The following is a 20,560-nucleotide window of genomic DNA, read 5'->3' on the forward strand; positions in this document are numbered from 1 at the left end:
CTATCAATCATGAAAATCCCCATTGAGATTGATGAACAACTGATTGCTGAGGCTCTAGCCTTGAGTAACTTTTCCACTGAAAATCAATTAATAGAAGATGCTTTGCGGGAATACATTCAACGGCGTCAGCAACAGAAAATATTAGAATTATTTGGGACCATAGATTATGAAGACAACTGTTGAGGGGATATAGGTTAGCCTTATCCTAAATTGTGACGAATCCTATTAACCAAGTTTTAACTAATAATCGGTGACGCACCACTTTTTCAAGGGAGGTTTGAAGGTATGATATATGACATTTACAGTTTAATCGGCGAAAACTGCATGACCCCGAATGACGGTCAAAAAATCTATGACAAGATCCATCCGCAATTAGTGGCGGGTCGTCCCGTGGAACTAGACTTTTCTAAGGTGAAGATTTTTGCGTCTCCCTTTTTTAATTTTGCAATTGGACAACTTCTCAGAGATATCCAACTCAACGAACTCAATTGTCTTCTAAAAGTATCTAACTTAAATCTAGTGGGCCAGCAGGTACTCAAGCAAGTCATTGAAAACTCGAAGCGTTACTATTCTGATGACAAGATCCGCGAGGCAGTAGATGCAGTGATGCGTGAACAGGCAGAGAGTGTCTAATGGCAGTTAACTACACCGTTAAATCTGAGGTGGTTGATATCCGATCTGACTCCCCAAGATCCGAGGATATTTTTTTAGTAGACACAAATGTGTGGTATTGGCTGACTTATTCTTCAGCCAGTACATCACCTTCTTCCGGGAAGATATCACGGACTTCTTACCAAATCAAACACTATCCCAAATATCTGCAAAAAGCAATTTCTACTCAATCTTTGCTGGCTTATATGGGATTATCCTTGGCTGAATTAGCACATTTAATCGAAAAAACCGAAAGAGAAATTTTTATTAAATCATACGGAGTCATCCCCGCCAAGGAATACCGACATAATTACCCAACGCAAAGGTCTAAAGTTATCTCTGAAGTGCAAGCAGCCTGGAGTCAAGTTAAAGCGATCGCCACGCCGATTACTCTCACTCTGGATCAAGTGACAACAGATGCAGCTTTAAATCGGTTTAGTTTAGAATTACTGGATGGCTACGATTTATTTTTTCTTGAAACGATGCAGAAAGAAGGGATATCTCAGGTGATTACCGATGACGGTGATTTTGTGACTGTTCCCGGAATCAAAGTATTTACAGCCAATCACAATGTCATTAATCAGGCGAAAAATCAAGGCAGATTTTTGGTAAGATAAGAACAGGAAACAGTCCGAACCCAGTCAGATGACCTTCAGAATCATAAACCACACCCTGCATCATCCTGGGTTTCTCCGACTCCTTGCACCAAAACGATCAACAGCCCGATGTCCGATGCGAACTATGTAGAAGTTAGTTTTTTAGCAAATCTTTTAAAATTTCCAGTAACGGAGGTAGCGATTCAGAAAAGGGAACCTGTTGATAAATCATCCATCCTATCCCTAATCCTATAGACAGAGTAATTGACTGCAAAACAATATTTTTACTGTCATATTTTTGGGTATTTTTAAAAATGCATACAAACAGTAAGCAAAAGAAAATAATTGAAAATACAATAGGGAAAAACCAAAAAGTTAATACAGTAGCGATGAAGTCTGAATGTAAATTTAAGTTTAAATAAATATTAATTTGTTTTTGAGTGTCAAAAATAACTGGGTAAACTCCCATAAATGTAATTTTTTGTAGAAAAATAAATAAGCCAGCCCAAATAAATACAAAAATTTTATTCTTAACAGCCTTAAAAATAAGTGTTGAAATCACAAAAAAAATCATCAAAATTCCGAAAATTATAAGCTCTCGATTCCAAGGGCTAATACAATACCCCATGAAAGCAAAAGAAATTAAATTCAAGGTAAAACCCTTCCAAGGAAAACTGCTACTCAAGCTCCATAAAGCTTCTCCAAGCGCCTGAAATCCAGACAAAACCCTTTCAAAAACATAGGCTATTCCTCCGAAAATAAAGCTCAAGACACTCCCCCTGCCAGAGCCTGGAATTACCCCAAAAAACCCAGACACAAAAGTCGTCCTCATCACACCTAAGATATCCCCAACAAAGTTAAAGGTATTTAATATAAAAGTGGGGGCTGTTTTCTGGAATTTCCCCATCAATATTTTCGGAGGTAATTGCGATAAAATTGAAAAATTTGACCGAGTATAGTATTGAGGCTGTAATTGTTTTTCTAATCCCTGGATTGCCGATAAAATCACCGTAGTGTTGGCCGGTCTTTTATTCACATCATGCTGCATCAATTCATCCAAAAAATCCCGCAACGGTTTAGCATATCCCGAAGCGGTCTGTTGCCACTGCAACCCTTGGGTGATACTGTCCTCAAACTCTCTGGGGGTTTTTCCAGTCAGTAAAAACACAAAAGTTCGACCCAAGGCAAAAAAATCAGAACGGGGTTCAGCACGACCCTGTTGCTGCTCGTAGGGAGTATAACCCACGGAATTAATGCTCGTTCCTGGTTTGCCCTGTTGTTTGCACAAATAGGTCAAGGTTTCTTCTCGGGCTGTTCCGAAATCAATCAGGACTAACTTACCATCAGTGCCCAGCATGATATTCTCGGGTTTGATGTCTCGATGAAAATAATTAGCCCGATGCACTACATTGAGAATTACTACTAATTGCCGCAACCATAGCAAAGTGGCTGGTTCGGAAATGGGCTGAAAGTTGCGTTTTTTGAGATAATCATAGAGGTTTTGCCCTTCTATATAGTCCATAATCAGACAGTGAAGAGGGGAAGAACTGCCTTGAAGAAGATAGGTAAAAGGGGAGGGGTGTTTGACTTTAGGAATACCGGGATGAGCGAGCTTTTTTAAAACTTCCGCTTCTTGCTTAAATAGCTCGATCGCTTTTGGGGCAGTATTATGCAGGACTTTTAAGACATATTTTGACCCGGCATCACTGATCAGGTAGGTTGTACCAAATCCTCCTGTCCCCAATTTTTCCAGGACTCGATAGATGTCCAAAATGAGCAGAGGAGAACCACAGCCACTGCAATAGAGACTCTGAGCTTGATGGACTCCCGTTTGGGCTTTGCGGCAGGAGGGGTTAATACATAGACTCATCAAGATTCCTCCAAAGGATAGTGGGGTTGGTTTCGCGCTTGGGTTAGGTAATCTTCTCGGGCGAGAAATGGGGCCAGGTTGGTTTTGGTGAGTTGGGGGTAGCGTTCCTGAGTGAGTTGCGGGGACACCAGATTCACCGAGTTTGGGTGGGGTTTGGGGGTGATTTTCTCGAAGGGGTGGTTGGGTATTCCGGGGGTGTGCATGAGGGCGATTTCCCCGCGATGGGGGTTAAGTCATGATTCTGTGTCCAGACGTTGCGATTCAGGGCGTAAGGTATCAATAATCATATTTGCAGTATTCCCCGCTACGACCCGGCCTAACCCCTACGCTAAAAAAATGCCTCTAGCTCATTTTTTTAAAATCTGCGTAAGTCCTGACCCCTAATCAATAAATGGAGGGGCGATTCATGTTCTCGCCCCTCCATTTAAGCTTGATTCTGCAAGACTGTGTAAGTCCTAATTCACTTACAACTGCTTGACTTCAGAAACTAACTTGGTAATCACCTCTTTCGCACTACCAAACAGCATCATAGTCTTATCTTTGTAGAACAAATCATTGTCAATCCCGGCAAATCCGGTACTCATTCCCCGTTTGATGACAATGGTATGACTCGCTTTATCTACTTCCAAAATGGGCATTCCGTAGATGGGACTGCCCGCATTGTCTCGGGCGGCAGGATTGACCACATCGTTTGCGCCAATGACTAGGGCGACATCAGTGCGATCGAATTCGGCATTGATATCTTCCATGTCATACAACTGTTCGTAAGGCACATTGGCCTCGGCCAGTAACACATTCATGTGTCCAGGCATCCGACCCGCTACGGGGTGAATGGCATATTTGACTTCTACACCCAATCGGTCTAATTGGTCGGCTAATTCTCGGACGGCGTGTTGCGCTTGGGCGACGGCCATGCCATATCCGGGAACGATGACGACGGAACGGGCATATCCTAACATCATCGCACTTTCTTCCGAGTCGATGGAGCGCACGGTTTTATCACCCATGTCCCCAGCAGCAGCGACAGAACCACCATCGTCCCCGGTTCCGAAGGCGGCAAACAGGACGTTGGTCAGCGATCGGTTCATCGCTTTACACATAATCACGGTTAGGATGATCCCCGAGGCACCGACTAAGGCACCGGCGACGATCAACATATTATTCATGACCACGAAACCGGCAGCGGATGCCGCTAAACCCGAAAACGAGTTTAACAGGGAAATCACCACGGGCATATCCCCACCGCCAATGGGAATCACGAACATCACACCCAGGACTAAGGAAACGCCGGTTAAGGCCAAAAATACTGGGGTATTTAAGGGATTGAAGGCTAAATATACACTGCCAACGAGGAAGCCGCCGAAGAGGAGGGCGTTGACAGGTTGCTGCAAGGGAAAGGTGATGGGTCTGCCGGTGACGAGTCCTTGCAGTTTAGCAAAGGCCATGAGAGAACCTGTAAAGGTAATTCCCCCGATTAAGATGCCGAGTAAGGCGGTGATGGTGGTATCCAGAGGTGGTTGCTGGGATGTTTGATAGTAGCGCCAGAATTCACCGACGGCAATTAGGGCAGAGGCAGCACCCCCAAACCCGTTGAAGAGACCGACCATCTGCGGCATGGCGGTCATTTCCACTTTCTGGGCGGAGACAACTCCAATTACGGACCCGATCGCAATCCCGATCAAAATCATCTCGTAATTGAGCACTTGGCGATCGAGTAGGGTGGCAACGATCGCCAACAACATCCCCACGGATGCTAATAAATTTCCGTTGCGGGCCGTCGCCGGTGAACTCAACTGTTTCAAACCGACGAAAAATAAGGATGATGCTACTAAATAGCTTAACTGTATTCCGGTTGGGATTAAGTCGCTCATGCTTTCACCTCTTTTTTCTTGAACATTTGCAACATCCGATCGGTCACGAGAAATCCACCGACGACGTTAATGGTGGCAAACACTACGGCAATTAATCCTAAAATCACCGTCACGCTCCAATCCCGGTCTCCCGCTATGATAATGGCTCCTAACAGGGCAATCCCGGAAATCGCATTTGCCCCGGACATTAAGGGAGTATGCAGAGTGGGTGGTACTTTGTTGATAACTTCAAATCCAGCAAATGAAGCCAGAACAAACACGAATAAAGCAGAAATGATGGCTTCCGTCATCTTAATTTAATACTCCGGTTGATGGATGATTGGGAAAATTGCAACTCGGCAAATGAAGGATAAATTTTTGACTTTCATCTTTCATGTTCCTCGGCAAAACTTACACTTTTCCCCCGACAACTTCTAACGCTTCCCGCACTCGGGAGTTGCGAATTTCATGACCGTGGGCAACGCAGGTACTGCCGATAATTTCGTCAGAAAAATCTAGGTTTAAGGCGTTGTCTTTAATCATGTACTGGATGAATGTGGCGATATTTTTGGAGTACATCTGAGAAGCATGGACCGGCATGGAAGCGGGTAAATTTATCGGACCCACAATGGTGACACCATTGCGAACGATATCTTTTCCGGCTTCGGTATAGGCGCAGTTGCCCCCTTGTTCCGCAGCTAAGTCCACGATCGCCGACCCGGGTTTCATCCGCGCAAACATTTCTTCGGTAATCAGTCGCGGCGCTTTTCTGCCGGGAACTTGAGCGGTTGTAATCACAATATCCGCAGCCGCAACCGTATCGGAAAGCACTTCTTGGGTGCGCCGCTTGGATTCTTCGGAAATTTCTCGGGCATATCCCCCTTCTGCCACGGTTTCTTCGTCAAGTTTGACCTCTACGAATTTGGCCCCAAGACTTTGCACTTCTTCTTTCACCGCAGGGCGAATGTCGAAGGCTTCCACGACAGCCCCCAGACGACGGGCGGTGGCGATCGCCTGCAATCCTGCCACCCCTGCACCCATCACCAACACTTTCGCGGGTCGAATGGTGCCTGCCGCCGTGGTTAACATGGGGAAGAATTTCGGGGCTGTAGCAGCCGCCAGCAGGACGGCTTTATATCCGGCGATCGCCGCTTGGGAGGACAGCGCATCCATGCTTTGGGCTTTGGTGGTCCTGGGGATCATTTCCATACTGAAAGCGGTGACCCCCCTTTGGGCAAGGCGATCGACAATGACTGGATTTGCCAGAGGATTCAGAAAGCTAACGATCGCACTGCCTTCGCGCAGTTTCTGAATTTCCTCTTCCCTCGGGGCCGCCACTTTTAGCAATAAGTCCGCTTCCCCCCACAATTGACCGCTATCGGCCACAATCTTAGCGCCAGCGGCTTCATAAGCGTCATCGTAAAAAAACGATTGCTCTCCCGCGCCAGCTTCCACGAAAATTTCTAGTCCGGCTTTAACTAACCGCGCCACCATATCTGGGATTAAGGCAACACGACGTTCTCCCACTTCGATTTCTTTTGCTACGGCTATTTTCATCATTTCTCCTTATGGGTGAGACCCATTAAATTTGTGTGAGGGGGACTGAACAAGGCAGGGGGTAGCCGCTCTGTGGGCGTGACTGATGGCTACCAGGGCTTTTTGATCTCAATTGTCTCAATGGTATTAAGGTTACTAATTTTTTGGGGGGTGGCTGATCCCGGAGGGATGGTGCTTTCTATTAGCAAGGGTAGAGACATCCGTTGTACTTTTTACGAGGTTAGGGAGTGCGCTTAAAGTTGAGAAACCATGACACCAGTCAACTGATTGCTGGGAAACGGGGGTTGAGCTTTTGCCGTTTTGCGTCGGATTCGATCCCCAGGTCTTGGTCCATTTTTTATCTGTTCTGGGTATATTTATCAGGAAAACGGAACTGTTCACCGGCTGAAGGAGTGGCTGGGTGCGATCGCAATGGATCGGCCTGCTTCGAGATGAGTTTAGATGGGTTATCCCTCCTCTGTCAACCGGGGTAATCGGTAACCTTTGCCCTCGATATTAGCGTTTTTTTTTCGCTCTTGTTCGGCTGAATTCCCCTTTATCTCGGAGTTTTAATATAAATTCAGATAACTTTATCTTTGTTTGCTGACAAATCTTTAGAAAAACTTACGTTTTGCAGAAAGGATCCGATTAGTTGATGGGGATCGCTCGGTTTGCGGTGCGATCGGTCTTCAGAGTCTTCCTCTCGTGTCATGGCTCCGCCGTGACACGGGCATTGTGCGGCTCTGCCGTCTAATAGTCTAGGTGTGGTGACAGGAGGCAGAGCCTCCAAAAGCGCGTGACTCGGCGGAGCCAAGTCACGAGGAAGGGGCATGACTGGGGGAGCCAAGTCACGAGGAGAAGTGTCCACCCACTCATGCCTCAACTGACGCGCGATCGCCACCTCAAGAACCCCACCCTAACCCTCCCCAAGACACAGGGGAGGGGACCGGAATACTCTTGTAAGAGGGTGCGGGCCGCCCCCCCATTACCATTTCAAAAAGGCAGCTTCAGGACCTTGTTCATAACGCAACTTGGCGTCCTTCTCAAACCAAGCAATGATCTCCTTGTGGGTGAGGGACTCCATTGCCACTCCCGAATCTGTAGCGATATGTCGGAGTAGCTTCAAGGAAGAAATCGTCAGGCGGGTTAAAAACTTTTCATGGGATGCCAGGAGAGCGCCATCAACGGCGTAGGATTCTTCCGGGGTTAAAAATTGGGCAGAGGGTTCGGGAGAGGGCATAGTTTTTTATTTAGACAGCATAATATTGATGCCGCAGTTGCGACAACTTCCGAAGCAATTTTAAACCTTAACGTTACAGGTTGAGGATTCTGGAAGCGGTTAAAGGGCCGATCGCACCGTTTCTGATTGCAGGGTAATTAAATAGCCGCAACGGTGTTCGCCGTCAATCATCCAGTAGGTCCGTTCCACGGTGCAATCGGGGAGGATTGCTTCAAACATTTCTAGCTCATGTCCACAAACGCTGGGAAAGGATTCCGCGACGGTGGAAATGGCACAGTTATGTTCCGTGAGCAAAAAGCAGTCGCGGCTGTTGGACCCCTCCGATTCGACCCGATGGACCTCCGCCATATAGCCTTCGGCTTGGCGCAGTTTGACTAATCCCGCCACCCGTTCCGATAAGGGCTGATTTCCCAGGCGATCGCGGTAATGGATAGCTTTGCGTTCCCACTGCTTCCGCAAAATTGAAGTCATCTGGTCCTCCCCCATCGTTTCTGCCAAGGTCCCCAAGAGGGAGACGGCAAAATCATCATATTGATTAGGGAAGTAATCTTTCCCCTTGTGGGTGAGTTCATATTGATGCTGGGGTCGTCCCATTCCCGCCTGTACCGCCTTATGGCGAATCAACTCCTCCGCTTCGAGGTCCTTGAGATGGCGGCGAATTGCTTGGGGAGAGATATCTAAAACTTCGGCTAACTCCTGAGCCGTGGCTAGACCCTGCTTTAATAAGTATTGCAGGATATCTTCTTTAGTGGAAGGTTGCTGAGTAGTCGTCATCATGCTGCCTGTAGTCAAACGCCAAAACGCTCGAAAAAATCTATTGCCGACTTTGACAACACACTTGTTGCTAAAGTATTCTAAAATAGAATTAAGCAACAGGGGTGTTGTTTTAACCCTATTATATATAGACGGAGGGCAAGGATGCCCAACCAGGCAAAGAGAAAGAATCCAAAGGACGGGAGATCATGGACCAGTGATTGGGAACGATAACAGCAAACTGCCCCCCAGTAAAGAGGGCGCAGTCCCTGGCTGAGAGTTCACCGATTGACTCATTCAAGGGGCGATCGCCTGAATCCGACCTCAACCTTCCCCTAAATCGGGGATCCTCCCCCCAAAATTTGCTCGTTATATCAACCTGGATAATGACTTTAGAACAGCCGACAAAACAAGCCACCGACAAAAACCTAGAAGCGATGCGGCACTTTTCCGAGCAGTACGCCCAACGCACTGGGACCTACTTCTGCTCCGATTTGGGCGTCACTGCCGTAGTCATCGAAGGATTGGCGAAAAACAAGGATGAGTTGGGTGCACCCCTATGTCCCTGTCGCCACTACGAAGACAAAGAAGCCGAAGTCAAAGCCACCTTCTGGAATTGTCCCTGCATTCCCATGCGCGAGCGCAAAGAATGTCACTGTATGTTATTTCTGACCGAAGATAATCCATTCGCGGGTAAAGAACAGAACATTTCGTTTGACGAAATTCGCGAAATGACCAATCAATATTAACCCCTTCCGAACACTTTAAAATTCCAAGGGCGTCGGCACTGCAAAGATTAGAAACCGGGTTTTATAACAAAAATTATCTCGGATTTGCACCCAATCTAGGTAAAAAACCCGGTTTCTTCTCCCCCGACTCTAACCCTAAGCTGACGTTCTAGGAGCCTACTCAACCGTCCCGTTGACTCAGTTCCACCCCCTGCCCTGGATCCGAACCTAGAGAGAACACTCAACTAAGACTATGACTGCTACAACTGCAAAAACCCTTGTTAATCAACCCTATAAATATGGATTCATCACCGACGTTGAATCCGACACTTTACCCCCCGGCATTAATGAAGATGTCGTCCGGTTAATTTCAGCCAAAAAAGAAGAACCGGAGTTTATGTTAGAATTCCGCCTCCGAGCCTTTCGGCAATGGCAAAAAATGGCGGATCCAACTTGGGCGCAGGTTAACTATCCCAAAATTAATTATCAAGATATCATTTACTATTCTGCTCCCAAGAAAAAGCAAAAACTGAATAGCATGGATGAGGTGGACCCCGCCATTATCGAAACTTTCGAGAAACTGGGAATTCCCCTCTCCGAACAAAAGCGCTTGAGTAACGTTGCCGTAGATGCCGTCTTTGATAGCGTTTCGATCGCCACCACCTTTAGAGAAAAATTGGCCGAAGAAGGAGTAATTTTCTGCTCCATTTCTGAAGCCGTCAAGGACTATCCTGAACTGGTGAAGCAATATCTAGGCAGTGTCGTCCCCATCGCCGATAATTACTTCGCTGCCCTCAACTCTGCGGTGTTTAGCGATGGCTCCTTTGTCTATATCCCCAAAGGCGTCAAATGTCCGATGGAACTCTCCACCTATTTCCGGATTAACAATGGCGAATCGGGGCAGTTTGAGCGCACCTTGATTATTGCTGAAGAAGGCAGCCATGTCTCCTATTTGGAAGGCTGCACTGCCCCCATGTTTGACACAAACCAACTCCATGCCGCAGTTGTCGAACTGGTTGCCTTGGATGATGCCGAAATTAAATATTCCACGGTCCAAAACTGGTACGCTGGAGATGAAAATGGCAAGGGCGGAATTTATAATTTCGTTACCAAGCGCGGATTGTGTAAAGGCAAGAATTCTAAGATTTCTTGGACTCAAGTTGAAACGGGTTCAGCGATTACTTGGAAATATCCCAGTTGTGTGTTAGTGGGGGATAATTCTGTGGGTGAATTTTACTCCGTCGCCCTCACAAATAACAAACAACAAGCTGATACCGGCACCAAAATGATCCATATCGGCAAAAATACCCGAAGCACGATTATTTCAAAGGGAATTTCGGCAGGAAATTCGGCCAATAGCTATCGCGGATTGGTGAAGGTTTCACCGAAAGCCCAAGGTGCACGCAACTATTCCCAGTGTGATTCTATGCTGATTGGGGACAACGCTCAGGCGAATACTTTCCCCTATATTCAGGTAGAGAATGATACGGCAAAAGTTGAGCATGAAGCCTCTACTTCTAAGATAGGGGAAGATCAACTGTTCTATTTTGCGCAACGGGGAATCTCGCCGGAGGATGCGGTTTCTATGATGATTAGCGGATTCTGCAAGGATGTGTTTAATCAGTTGCCGATGGAATTTGCAGTGGAAGCCGATCGCTTGTTGAGCTTGAAGTTAGAAGGCTCAGTGGGTTAAGGGTTCGGGAATATTTCCCGGTAGTCAAGGGATTGGAAAGAGGCGATCGCCGCTGATGGATCGCCTTTTCTAACCCTCGAATTTAGTTTGGTCAATGGAATGAAATGATTGAGGAGCAATGATTAAAGAAGGTAGTCCAGTGATTCTCTCCGTTCGCGATTTAACGGCGAATGTGAATGATACCCCCATTCTCAAAGGCTTGAATCTGGAAATCAAGGCGGGAGAAATCCATGCAATTATGGGACCGAATGGTTCTGGTAAAAGTACCTTTTCTAAGGTGCTATCGGGTCATCCCGCTTACGAAGTCACCGGGGGAGAAGTGATTTTTATGGGTCAAAATCTTCTGGAGTTAGAACCAGAAGAACGCTCGTTAGCAGGAGTCTTCTTGGCGTTTCAATATCCCTTGGAAATTCCGGGGGTAAGTAACTTAGACTTTTTAAGGGTTGCCTACAATTCTCGCCGCAAACATTTGGGGTTAGAGGAAGTCGATGCCTTTGATTTTGAAGACATCATTGAAGAAAAGCTGGACGTGGTGAAGATGAATCCAGCATTTCTCAACCGCAGTGTGAATGAAGGATTTTCCGGCGGGGAAAAGAAGCGCAACGAAATCTTGCAGATGGCGCTGTTAGAGCCAAAATTAGCCATTTTGGATGAGACAGATTCTGGCTTAGATATTGATGCTTTGAAAATTGTTGCCAGTGGGGTGAATCAGTTATCTTCGGCAGATAATGCCGTGTTAGCAATTACCCACTATCAGCGCTTGCTGAATTATATTGTGCCGGATTATGTTCATGTCATGGAAGGGGGTCGAATTTTGACCACCGGAACCAAAGAGTTGGCGCTGGAATTGGAAGAACGTGGATATGATTGGGTGGTAGAAGCCGATCGGGTGAAGGCAGGTGTATAATGGTTATAGAGGTTTCTAAAAAACCCCAGGTGTCTTATTTAGATGAATTGTTGAAACAGGCAGTCGCCTCTCCTGCGCCGGTGGTGAATCCACAGTATGGAATTGCACCCCCGATTGCGGCTTTATTGCAGCAGGTGCGAGATAATGCCGCAACCTGGGTGCGAGAGTTGGCAATGCCGACGCGCAAAGATGAGGAATGGCGAGTTACGGATTTGTCGGGGTTGCAGGCATTGACGTTCCAAGCAGCACCTCCGGAGGCAATTCCGGCGACGGGAGTTGCGCCTTTTGAGTTACCCGAAATGTTAGACAGCCGCTTAGTGTTTGTTAATGGCTGTTATTCCTCTGAACTTTCCAATGTTTCGGGATTACCGGAAGGGATATTTGTCGGAAATCTGGGACAATTGCCAGAATTGTTGCAGACTGATTTGCCAAAATATTTGGGCAATGTTGAGGGAAACAAAGAGGTGTTTACTTCTTTGAATACGGCGGGATTAATGGATGCGGCAGTGGTGTGGATTGCCAAGGATGTGGCAGTTGACAAACCGATTCATCTGTTATTTATGGCAGTTCCTGGAGATCAACCCCGGTTAGTTCAATCCCGCTGTTTGGTGGTGGCGGAACGAGGAAGTCGCTGCACGGCGATCGAGGAATATGTGGTGGCGGATGACGATTCCTGCGGCAATTTTAAGGGGAATGCGCCTTATTTTACCAATGCCGTCACGGAAATCTGGGTAGCGGAAAATGCTCAAGTGACTCATGCCAAAATACAGCGTGAGAGTACGAGCTCATTCCATATTGGCAAGAGTGCGATCGCCCAAGCGAAAGATAGCAATTATTCCTGTACCGCAGTTTCCACCGGCGGTTTACTCTCCCGGCATAATCTGGAAGTGTACCAACAGGGGGAAGGAACTTATACCACCCTCAACGGATTGGCGATCGCTGCGGGAAAACAAGTCAGCGATACCCACAGTGCGATCGTGCTTAACCATCCCCACGGCACCAGCAAACAACTGCACAAATGTATCATTGATGATGCAGCGCAAGGCATATTTAATGGTAAAGTTTTTGTCCCCAAACCGGCACAACTCACCGATGCCAGCCAGTTGAATCGCACGTTATTGCTCTCGCCGAAAGCACGAGTTGATACCAAACCCCAGCTAGAAATCACCGCTGATAACGTCAAATGTTCTCACGGTGCCACCATCAGCCAACTGGAAGAAGATGAACTCTTCTACTTGCGGAGTCGCGGATTAGACCCCGTGATGAGTCGCAATCTGCTAATTGATGGATTTGCCGGAGAAATTCTACAAGAATTACCCTCCGGTGCCTTGCAAACGAAAATTTCTCGATGTGTTGCTTGCAAAAGTATCTAATTTTCTCCATAACCCGACAGTTTTAATGACGGGCGAAGCGGTGAAAGCATTATCGAGCAATTTATCGATGTAGAGACGTGAAATATTGCGTCTCTACAACCCCAGTTTTAACGCTATAAAAAATCATGATAACAATTCTGTCTTTAGACTTCTAGCAAAATACTAAAAAGCCCCCCTTATTAAGGGGGGTTGGGGGGATCAATTCGGATTTTTGCAAGATATAACCCGCACCCTAAAGGGTGGGGCTATACAGACGAAGCCTGCCTCCGCAGGCTAAGAGAGAAATTGAATAATTTTGCATTAATTTTCTCTAACTGATTTTTTTCCCAGTTCCAACCCATTTATCCTTTATTCATTCAGGACCATGATAGTTACCCAAGAAAAAACATTAGCCCAAAAAGTCCGCCCTGATTTCTCGATTTTAAATCAAGAAATTCATGGCAAACCGTTAGTTTATTTAGATAACGCCGCCACTTCCCAAAAGCCGGTACAGGTTTTGGATGCCTTGCGCCGTTACTATGATTTTGACAATGCCAACGTCCACCGAGGGGTTCATACCCTCAGTGGACGTGCTACGGATGCTTATGAAGGGGCCCGAGAAAAAATTGCCAAATTTGTGAATGCGGCATCATCACAGGAAATAATTTATACCCGCAACGCCAGTGAGGGAATTAACCTCGTTGCGAATACCTGGGGAATGAGCAATATTCGGGCGGGAGACGAAATTATCCTCACCGTCATGGAGCATCACAGCAACTTAGTTCCTTGGCAAATTTTAGCCCAAAAAACAGGAGCGGTTCTCAAATTTGTCGAACTCACGGAAACCCAAGAGTTTGATATGGACCAATATAAAACCCTGCTTTCGGAGAAAACGAAATTAGTAGCAGTGGTTCATATTTCTAATACCTTGGGTTGTATTAATCCGGTGAAAGAAATTGCGACCCTGGCCCATGAACAGGGGGTAAAAGTCTTGATTGATGCTTGCCAAAGTATGCCGCATCTGCCGATTGATGTCCAGGATATGGATTGTGATTGGTTAGTGGCATCGGGACATAAAATGTGTGCGCCAACCGGAATTGGGTTCCTGTATGGCAAACTGGCAGTATTGCGATCGATGCCGCCCTTTTTAGGGGGTGGAGAGATGATTGCCGATGTATTTTTAGACCATTCCACCTATGCCGATGTCCCTCATAAATTTGAGGCGGGAACTCCTGCGATCGGGGAAGCGGTAGCGCTGGGTGCGGCAGTAGACTATCTCAGCAGCATTGGCATGGATAAAATCTATGACTATGAGAAAGAGTTGACTGCCTATTTGTTTGAGCAACTCAACCCCATTTCAGATGTCAAAATTTACGGACCTCAACCGAAAGCAGATGGATCAGGACGAGCGGCATTAGCTTCCTTTACCTGCGGAACAGTCCATCCCCATGACCTTTCTACGATTTTAGATCAAGCAGGGGTGGCGATTCGTGCCGGACATCATTGCACTCAACCTTTACATCGTGTAATAGGCGCACAATCCACCGCCCGGGCGAGTTTGTATTTCTACAATACCACAGAAGAAATTGATGCTTTTATTGTGGCATTAAAAGAGGCGATCGACTTTTTTGGTGGCATATTTGGGTAATCCCTAATTTCAATCACCCCGCAACCTACAGGTTGCGGGGTTTTGCTACAAATACCAGATTTGGCATAACTTTTCAACAGTAAAGCAGGATTAACATAGAATTGTAATCTGACAATTGAATTAGAAATAACCGTTCAATTGGGAGAAGAAAATTATGACTCAAGAACTCGTGGATTTAAGAAACAGTATCCTAGAGGGACGTTATCAAGATGCTTTGACACTGCTAAATGAACTAGATGGCATGAGCAAAAAAGCCACCGTAAGAGCCATTAAATCTTTTGCGATTAGAATGTTATTGCATTTAATTAAAAATCAACTAGAGCAGCGTCTCACGAATTCTTGGGCGGCTTCCATTCGCGGTTCTATTTTAGAAATCCAAGACCTCAACTTAAAAGAAAATCAAACCTCTTACTATATAAAATCCGATGAATGGGATAGCCTCTTAACAGAAGCGATCGAGGTAGCTATTCGGGATGCCAGCGTGGAAGTGTTAGAAGGGGCCTATTCACCCTTTCAACTCTCAAACCGGGTGAATCGGCCCGAAGTAATGGCAATAGCGCAAGATTTGTTAAGCCTAATTTATACCCATTCAGCCCTAGAATTACCTGAAAAAGTTGATGAGAAACTCAGCCATTTAGCGGGAGGAGAAACCTGGAAAGAAGGTCGGCAATGAGGAAAAAGGACAAGGCAATGCCTTGTCCCGAGAGTGTGTTATTTATAGCGGGTGGTGAAGCCGGTGAGTCCTTGGGGGGGTTGATAGGTGACGGTGACATCAGTGACTTGGGCGGATGAGGGTCCTTGATGACACCAAGCTATCATGCGATCGAGGGTTTCGGAAGTGCCTTCAAAGATGGCTTCGACTCGTCCATCGGTGAGGTTTCTCACCCAACCGGATACGCCTAATTTCTGGGCTTGATGGACGGTACTAAATCGATACCCGACTCCCTGAACAATTCCCGAAATTAAGACGTGAGCGCACTTTGTTTCGGTCATGGTCTTTTAGTCCTCGGCAGGCAGGTCAAATAAGACTTGGGTCATATAATATTCGGCCCATTCGTTGCCAAAAGCGTTTTCTAAAACCCGGCGAGTTTTGTCATTTTTGCGCTGATGGTCGCAGTAATTGCGTTGTCCGGCGAGAATTTCGCTGTGGAGTTCGGGGGTAGCTGGGGTGTTTCTGGCTTGTTGGCAGTGAATTTGGACATACTCCTTGACGCGATTAAGAAATAGGGTTTCTTCGTCGGGATTATCCGGTCGCACAAACAGGCAGAATTCTGAGAAGATATGACCCCAGGGGGGGAGGTCTCGGGGATGGGTAAAGGCGATCGCCGGTAAGTCAGAAAGTTGCTGTTGATAAGCTGGGGGGAGGACGTTTTGCCGAATGGGTGATAAGTCAGCGATCGCCGCCCCGATTTTCCCTTTTGCCCCTACTAAATCAGTCCCAAACATCGGTAAATCATAGTTGGGGTTAGGAAACATCACGCAATGCAAAATATCCAGGGTCGTGCCAACTTTTGCCAATTCTAAATGGATTTTACGAAATTCTGGGGTTTGATAGCAGCGATTTTCAATTCTGAGTTTTTCCCCTTCTAATTTTCCTTCGACATATCCCAGGTCCTCGGGGAGGGGATAAGGGGAGAGTTCTAATTCTTCTTGCCATACTCCCTCGATGCAATCGGCGAGTTTTTGGATCAGGCTATGTTGTTCGGTTCGCAGGGATGGACTAGAGGTTGATGTCACGGGTTTTTCCTATATGAGGGTGGATCAATATTGCGCGGGGCGCGGTGTTTATTTTATCTTATTTAGGGGGTTGGGAAATTGGGATGTTGTTACAGTGCAGTTAGAGAACGACTGAAGTCGTTACTACGAACGACGATAAGAGAACGACCCTTGGCTATGGTGTGGGCTGTCGGGTGTTGGGTTTCGCTTCACCTAAAATCAAAATATTATAAACTGTTAAAATCCCGACTTAACCCTCAATTGATTGGTTCTTAAACTAATCAGCAAATTGATTAATTTTGTCGATAAATTCCCGGAGGGAATTGCGATAATAACTTACTTTGACAAACCACTTGTCTGGGTTTTTTCTCTTCTTGGCAGCCATAATTTTTTGAAATTCCCCCAGAATTTAACCTTTGAAGCAGAGTCCCTTAGTTATAAAGATAATGACTTGAGTTTATCTTTATAAATACACAAAAAGTTTTCTGCGTGAGTTGCTCCGAGTTTTTGAATTTCTGGAGGGAAAGCACTTAAAAATGCGGTTTTTCCGGTCATGTTAAAAACGGCTGCACCTTTACCTGTCCCCGCATGAAGATACACTAAATCTGGTGCTAAATTTAGCCACATTCCCAAGCGTTGAGCCACATCGTAAGCTGTGGTGTCTCCTAATCCTTTAACGCGAGCAGTCACTGACTCTATCCAGTGATGAAGTTCTTCAAAGGTTGTAAACTGCTGTGCTTGGTGACCATCTTGGCGAGATACGTTCAATCCTTCTGCTAATTTAGAGGAGACTCGGCGTTGATGGGGGTGCATTTTCCCATCGGCAAATCTAGAAAGCCAAGCTCTTTCCAAGGCTGCATCCCAAGTCAGGGTGCGATCGCCCCACCATTGGGTTTGAGCGAGATAACAAGTTCCGAAACGATCCAGATAATCATTCACCCAATCAGCAAGAGTTAGTTGATTTTGACGGGTCGTATTGCTATCACGAGGATGACCGCATAATTTGCCAGATGTTTGATTGCAATTGCCACTCATAGCTTTCTAAAATTTTAAGAGATTATTTGATTGTTATCTGGAATCTAGCTTGAATTGGGTTGGTTTTACATAAAAAAAAGACTTGAAAATGGAGAGTTATCCTTTTCAAGTCTTTTGTAAAGGTGGAGGGGTGAATTAAGTGGAAGACTCGCTATATTCAACCGAGGAGGATTCTACCGGCTTAGAACCATTGAGGGGAATGCGCGGTTCTTCTAGGGGTTTGCGCTTCTCGATTAAGTTAATCGCACGGCTAACACTTTCGGGGAGAATCACGACTAAGCTACCAGAGGGGGCAGAATTGAGGGCAGTTTCGATCGCCTCGGTTTCATTGATGATGGTTTGATACGCTGCCGAACCATTGGCTTGGGCGATGCCTTCACAGATGAAGTGGGCGGCATTTCCTCGGGGACGACCTCGGGTATCATTATCTTCTTTAACAATAATTTGGTTGAAGATTTCTGCGGAGAGTTTGCCGAGGTTAGTCAAATCTTCATCCCGGCGATCGCCAGGACCACCGATGACGCCAATGGTTTCTCCCGGCCAATTTCGCACGAACCCGCCTAGAGCTTCATAACTGGCGGGATTATGGGCATAATCCACCAAAGCATGATAAGTCCCCATATTGAACAGATTCATCCGTCCCGGGGTTTGGGCAACCGATGCCTCAAAACTCGCCAATCCACTGCGAATTTGCTCAATGGGAACCCCATTGCTATAGGCAGCCAAGGCAGCAGCGAGGGCATTAGCAATCATAAAGGGAGCCAATCCTGCCATCGTCAGCGGGACATTAACCGCTTGCTCAATCCGCAGAGTCCAATCTCCTTTAATAATCGAGAGATAGCCATTTTCATAGACTGCCCCGAGTCCCCCATTGCGAACATGATTTTGCAGAATTTCGTTCTCGGGGTCCATCGAGAAATAGGCGATTTGAGATTTAACCCGTTTCGCCATCTTGACGACGAGGGGGTCTTCGGCATTCAGGATGGCATAGCCTTTGGTATCTACAGATTCAGCCAGGACGCTCTTGAGGGTCGCCATTTGTTCGATGGTATCGATATCGCCGATGCCGAGATGATCAGCGGAGACGTTTAAAACGACGCCGACATCACAGCGATCAAAAGCCAAACCCGATCGCAAAATGCCACCCCGGGCGGTTTCCAAGACTGCCACCTCGACGGTGGGGTCTTTCAAAATCAGTTCAGCACTTTGGGGTCCGGTATTATCCCCTTTTTCGACGATAAAATCGCCGATATAAGTCCCATCGGTGGTGGTATAACCGATGGTTTTGCCAGTTTGTTTATAAATATGAGCTAACAGGCGGGTGGTAGTAGTTTTACCATTAGTGCCGGTGACAGCGAGAATGGGAATTCGTGACGGAGTGCCTGTAGGAAATAGCATTTCCATAACCGGAGCTGCGACGTTGCGGGGCAGGCCCTGGCTGGGGCAGACGTGCATCCGGAAACCCGGTGCAGCATTGACTTCAACAATGACGCCATCATTTTCGCGCAGGGGTTGGGAAATATCTGGGGTGACGACATCAATGCCACAAATATCTAAACCAATTAGTTTGGCAATTCTTTCGGCCATCCAGAGATTTTCTGGGTGAATTTCATCGGTGCGATCGATGGCGATACCGCCGGTGCTGAGGTTAGCGGTATAGCGCAGATAGCAGACTTCTCCCTCTTTGAGTACGGTGTCGAGGCTGTATCCTTTGCGCTCCAGGATTTGCATACTCATGCGGTCTACTTGGATGCGAGTTAGAACGTTATCGTGACCGTCGCCTCGGTTGGGGTCGCGATTGGTTTCTTCGATGAGTTCCTGGATGGTGGATTTGCCATTACCGATCGCATGAGCCGGAACCCGTTCCGCCACGGCGATCAGTTTGCCATTGACCACGAGAACTCGGTGGTCCCGACCTTTGTAGTAGCGTTCCACGATCACCGATCGCGTTTTGGAGGCTGTGGTAGCGGCGTCGTAGGCTTCTTCTGCTTCTTCCCAAGAGTTGATATCGATGGTAATGCCGCGTCCGTGGTTGCCATCGAGGGGTTTAATCACGATGGGATAGCCACCCACTTCATCGATCGCCTCTTGCAGTTCATCGAGATAGTGAATCAAAGTCCCTCGGGGAACCGGCACTCCCGCATCCCGCAGGGTTTTTTTGGTCCCTTCTTTGTCGCAAGCCAGTTCAACCCCTAAAATACTGCTGCGATCGGTCAAAGTTGCCTGGAGTCGTTTTTGATAAATCCCCGTTCCCAGTTGGATCATCGATCTAGCGCTGGAGTGAAACCAGGGAATCTCTCGGGCTTCGGCTTCTTTAATCAGGGTCTCGGTACTCGGACCCAGGGACGCTTTAGCCGCCAAATCTTTCAAGTCTTGGAGGTCTTGTTCCAACTCGGAAGCCGGATATCGACCCGTATCGACAATACTGCGACAGAGGCGCACTGCTGCTCTAGCAGCATAACGACCCGCTTGTTCATCGACATACTCAAAGGCAACTTGGTAGGTGCCTGGGGTCGAGGTTTCGCGGGTGCGACCAAAACCAACTATCATCCCCGCGAGTTCCTGGAGTTCTAAGGCAACGTGTTCCACCACATGACCCATATAGGTCCCCTCCTGGACTCGGCTGAGGAATCCTCCTCGACAACCGGGAGAGCAGTAGTGGTCTACCAAGCTCGGTAGCGCCTCCACGAGACCTTGATAGAAGCCGGGGATCAAAGAGGTCGGCTTGGGTGCTAAGTCCTCTAGGTCGAGGCGCATCACGATGACCTTGTGGCGTCGAATGCTCCAGTAGTTCGGACCCCGTAATGTCTGGATTTTAAGTATTTTCATAAGCTGCGCGAGGATGAAGCTCTTGTGTTGGAAGCAATAGAGGCACTTGTTCTAGTTTCTGGCTTTCGTCCGTTACAAGATGTTCAAAATGAACATCTTGATTGAGTCCAGTGAGGGACAAGCACAAACTGAATCAGGAGAGAGTGGGGGACTCAG

20 protein-coding genes are annotated in these 20,560 nt (G+C 47.0%); 9 read left to right on the forward strand and 11 right to left on the reverse strand.

Features of this window, described 5'->3' with window-relative positions; all coding sequences use genetic code 11:
• The first annotated feature begins 9 nt into the window (after positions 1–9).
• The 3 genes from NG792_RS03250 to NG792_RS03260 all read left to right on the forward strand — a co-directional run bounded on the left by NG792_RS03250 (position 10) and on the right by NG792_RS03260 (position 1,268).
• Complete coding sequence (locus tag NG792_RS03250; RefSeq protein ID WP_261234490.1) at positions 10–183, forward strand: type II toxin-antitoxin system VapB family antitoxin; 174 nt, start codon at positions 10–12, stop codon at positions 181–183.
• Positions 184–285: 102 nt separating this feature from the next.
• Positions 286–633 (forward strand): STAS-like domain-containing protein, encoded by a 348-nt coding sequence (locus NG792_RS03255; protein WP_261234491.1) that lies wholly within the window; start codon positions 286–288, stop codon positions 631–633.
• The gene (locus tag NG792_RS03260; RefSeq protein ID WP_261234492.1) at positions 633–1,268 is read left to right on the forward strand and encodes a hypothetical protein; all 636 of its coding nucleotides are present in this window, start codon (positions 633–635) and stop codon (positions 1,266–1,268) included. Before NG792_RS03255 ends, NG792_RS03260 begins: the two co-directional genes overlap by 1 nt.
• 133 nt (positions 1,269–1,401) lie before the next feature.
• Here the strand turns inward: NG792_RS03260 and NG792_RS03265 are convergent, their stop codons facing one another.
• The 7 genes from NG792_RS03265 to sufR form a co-directional block, all read right to left on the reverse strand.
• Positions 1,402–3,117: a serine/threonine protein kinase gene (locus NG792_RS03265; RefSeq protein WP_261234493.1), complete on the reverse strand. Its 1,716-nt coding sequence runs from the start codon at positions 3,115–3,117 to the stop codon at positions 1,402–1,404.
• A complete protein-coding gene (locus NG792_RS03270) occupies positions 3,117–3,320 on the reverse strand; it encodes a hypothetical protein (RefSeq protein ID WP_261234494.1) in 204 nt (67 codons plus the stop codon). The genes NG792_RS03265 and NG792_RS03270 overlap by 1 nt, the downstream gene beginning before the upstream one ends.
• 261 nt (positions 3,321–3,581) lie before the next feature.
• Positions 3,582–4,988 (reverse strand): NAD(P)(+) transhydrogenase (Re/Si-specific) subunit beta, encoded by a 1,407-nt coding sequence (locus NG792_RS03275; protein WP_261234495.1) that lies wholly within the window; start codon positions 4,986–4,988, stop codon positions 3,582–3,584.
• The gene (locus tag NG792_RS03280) at positions 4,985–5,278 is read right to left on the reverse strand and encodes an NAD(P) transhydrogenase subunit alpha part 2 (protein WP_261234496.1); all 294 of its coding nucleotides are present in this window, start codon (positions 5,276–5,278) and stop codon (positions 4,985–4,987) included. The genes NG792_RS03275 and NG792_RS03280 overlap by 4 nt, the downstream gene beginning before the upstream one ends.
• A 100-nt stretch (positions 5,279–5,378) precedes the next feature.
• Complete coding sequence (locus tag NG792_RS03285) at positions 5,379–6,524, reverse strand: Re/Si-specific NAD(P)(+) transhydrogenase subunit alpha (RefSeq protein ID WP_261234566.1); 1,146 nt, start codon at positions 6,522–6,524, stop codon at positions 5,379–5,381.
• Positions 6,525–7,488: 964 nt separating this feature from the next.
• Entirely contained in the window at positions 7,489–7,743 is a 255-nt protein-coding gene (locus NG792_RS03290) for an NDH complex assembly factor CRR9 (protein WP_261234497.1), read from the reverse strand.
• A 99-nt stretch (positions 7,744–7,842) separates the two neighbouring features.
• Positions 7,843–8,520 carry an iron-sulfur cluster biosynthesis transcriptional regulator SufR gene (gene sufR / locus NG792_RS03295; RefSeq protein ID WP_261201131.1) on the reverse strand — a complete coding sequence of 226 codons (678 nt, stop codon included), beginning with the start codon at positions 8,518–8,520 and terminating at the stop codon, positions 7,843–7,845.
• A gap of 362 nt (positions 8,521–8,882) precedes the next feature.
• Between sufR and NG792_RS03300 the strand changes: the two genes are divergently transcribed.
• The 6 genes from NG792_RS03300 to NG792_RS03325 all read left to right on the forward strand — a co-directional run bounded on the left by NG792_RS03300 (position 8,883) and on the right by NG792_RS03325 (position 15,497).
• The gene (locus tag NG792_RS03300) at positions 8,883–9,245 is read left to right on the forward strand and encodes a ferredoxin-thioredoxin reductase catalytic domain-containing protein (RefSeq protein WP_261201132.1); all 363 of its coding nucleotides are present in this window, start codon (positions 8,883–8,885) and stop codon (positions 9,243–9,245) included.
• 232 nt (positions 9,246–9,477) lie between these two features.
• Positions 9,478–10,917, forward strand: coding sequence for a Fe-S cluster assembly protein SufB (gene sufB, locus NG792_RS03305; RefSeq protein ID WP_261201133.1), 1,440 nt, complete (start codon positions 9,478–9,480; stop codon positions 10,915–10,917).
• A gap of 118 nt (positions 10,918–11,035) precedes the next feature.
• Complete coding sequence (gene sufC / locus NG792_RS03310; RefSeq protein ID WP_261201134.1) at positions 11,036–11,824, forward strand: Fe-S cluster assembly ATPase SufC; 789 nt, start codon at positions 11,036–11,038, stop codon at positions 11,822–11,824.
• 29 nt (positions 11,825–11,853) lie between these two features.
• Complete coding sequence (sufD, locus tag NG792_RS03315; RefSeq protein WP_317619490.1) at positions 11,854–13,197, forward strand: Fe-S cluster assembly protein SufD; 1,344 nt, start codon at positions 11,854–11,856, stop codon at positions 13,195–13,197.
• A 364-nt stretch (positions 13,198–13,561) separates the two neighbouring features.
• Positions 13,562–14,824 carry a SufS family cysteine desulfurase gene (locus tag NG792_RS03320; protein ID WP_261234499.1) on the forward strand — a complete coding sequence of 421 codons (1,263 nt, stop codon included), beginning with the start codon at positions 13,562–13,564 and terminating at the stop codon, positions 14,822–14,824.
• A gap of 154 nt (positions 14,825–14,978) precedes the next feature.
• On the forward strand, positions 14,979–15,497 hold the full coding sequence (locus NG792_RS03325; protein WP_261234500.1) for a DUF29 domain-containing protein: 519 nt from the start codon (positions 14,979–14,981) through the stop codon (positions 15,495–15,497).
• Positions 15,498–15,535: 38 nt separating this feature from the next.
• On the opposite strand, the gene NG792_RS03330 is transcribed toward NG792_RS03325, so the two are convergent.
• The 4 genes from NG792_RS03330 to cphA form a co-directional block, all read right to left on the reverse strand.
• The gene (locus tag NG792_RS03330; protein WP_261234501.1) at positions 15,536–15,817 is read right to left on the reverse strand and encodes an acylphosphatase; all 282 of its coding nucleotides are present in this window, start codon (positions 15,815–15,817) and stop codon (positions 15,536–15,538) included.
• Between the two features lie 6 nt (positions 15,818–15,823).
• Positions 15,824–16,561, reverse strand: coding sequence for a phycocyanobilin:ferredoxin oxidoreductase (locus NG792_RS03335; protein WP_261234503.1), 738 nt, complete (start codon positions 16,559–16,561; stop codon positions 15,824–15,826).
• A 414-nt stretch (positions 16,562–16,975) separates the two neighbouring features.
• Positions 16,976–17,575 carry a hypothetical protein gene (locus NG792_RS03340; protein WP_261234505.1) on the reverse strand — a complete coding sequence of 200 codons (600 nt, stop codon included), beginning with the start codon at positions 17,573–17,575 and terminating at the stop codon, positions 16,976–16,978.
• A 135-nt stretch (positions 17,576–17,710) separates the two neighbouring features.
• The gene (cphA, locus tag NG792_RS03345) at positions 17,711–20,404 is read right to left on the reverse strand and encodes a cyanophycin synthetase (protein ID WP_261201636.1); all 2,694 of its coding nucleotides are present in this window, start codon (positions 20,402–20,404) and stop codon (positions 17,711–17,713) included.
• Positions 20,405–20,560: the final 156 nt, after the last annotated feature.

Source organism: Laspinema olomoucense D3b, assembly GCF_025370785.1.
Classification (GTDB): domain Bacteria; phylum Cyanobacteriota; class Cyanobacteriia; order Cyanobacteriales; family Laspinemataceae; genus Laspinema; species Laspinema olomoucense.

Bases quoted from the DNA above. Each gene is read 5' to 3' on its own strand.
- NG792_RS03250 (WP_261234490.1), top strand. From the start codon at position 10: ATGAAAATCCCCATTGAGATTGATGAACAACTGATTGCTGAGGCTCTA.
- NG792_RS03255 (WP_261234491.1), top strand. From the start codon at position 286: ATGATATATGACATTTACAGTTTAATCGGCGAAAACTGCATGACCCCG.
- NG792_RS03260 (WP_261234492.1), top strand. From the start codon at position 633: ATGGCAGTTAACTACACCGTTAAATCTGAGGTGGTTGATATCCGATCT.
- NG792_RS03265 (WP_261234493.1), bottom strand. From the start codon at position 3,117: ATGAGTCTATGTATTAACCCCTCCTGCCGCAAAGCCCAAACGGGAGTC.
- NG792_RS03270 (WP_261234494.1), bottom strand. From the start codon at position 3,320: ATGCACACCCCCGGAATACCCAACCACCCCTTCGAGAAAATCACCCCC.
- NG792_RS03275 (WP_261234495.1), bottom strand. From the start codon at position 4,988: ATGAGCGACTTAATCCCAACCGGAATACAGTTAAGCTATTTAGTAGCA.
- NG792_RS03280 (WP_261234496.1), bottom strand. From the start codon at position 5,278: ATGACGGAAGCCATCATTTCTGCTTTATTCGTGTTTGTTCTGGCTTCA.
- NG792_RS03285 (WP_261234566.1), bottom strand. From the start codon at position 6,524: ATGAAAATAGCCGTAGCAAAAGAAATCGAAGTGGGAGAACGTCGTGTT.
- NG792_RS03290 (WP_261234497.1), bottom strand. From the start codon at position 7,743: ATGCCCTCTCCCGAACCCTCTGCCCAATTTTTAACCCCGGAAGAATCC.
- sufR (WP_261201131.1), bottom strand. From the start codon at position 8,520: ATGATGACGACTACTCAGCAACCTTCCACTAAAGAAGATATCCTGCAA.
- NG792_RS03300 (WP_261201132.1), top strand. From the start codon at position 8,883: ATGACTTTAGAACAGCCGACAAAACAAGCCACCGACAAAAACCTAGAA.
- sufB (WP_261201133.1), top strand. From the start codon at position 9,478: ATGACTGCTACAACTGCAAAAACCCTTGTTAATCAACCCTATAAATAT.
- sufC (WP_261201134.1), top strand. From the start codon at position 11,036: ATGATTAAAGAAGGTAGTCCAGTGATTCTCTCCGTTCGCGATTTAACG.
- NG792_RS03320 (WP_261234499.1), top strand. From the start codon at position 13,562: ATGATAGTTACCCAAGAAAAAACATTAGCCCAAAAAGTCCGCCCTGAT.
- NG792_RS03325 (WP_261234500.1), top strand. From the start codon at position 14,979: ATGACTCAAGAACTCGTGGATTTAAGAAACAGTATCCTAGAGGGACGT.
- NG792_RS03330 (WP_261234501.1), bottom strand. From the start codon at position 15,817: ATGACCGAAACAAAGTGCGCTCACGTCTTAATTTCGGGAATTGTTCAG.
- NG792_RS03340 (WP_261234505.1), bottom strand. From the start codon at position 17,575: ATGAGTGGCAATTGCAATCAAACATCTGGCAAATTATGCGGTCATCCT.
- cphA (WP_261201636.1), bottom strand. From the start codon at position 20,404: ATGAAAATACTTAAAATCCAGACATTACGGGGTCCGAACTACTGGAGC.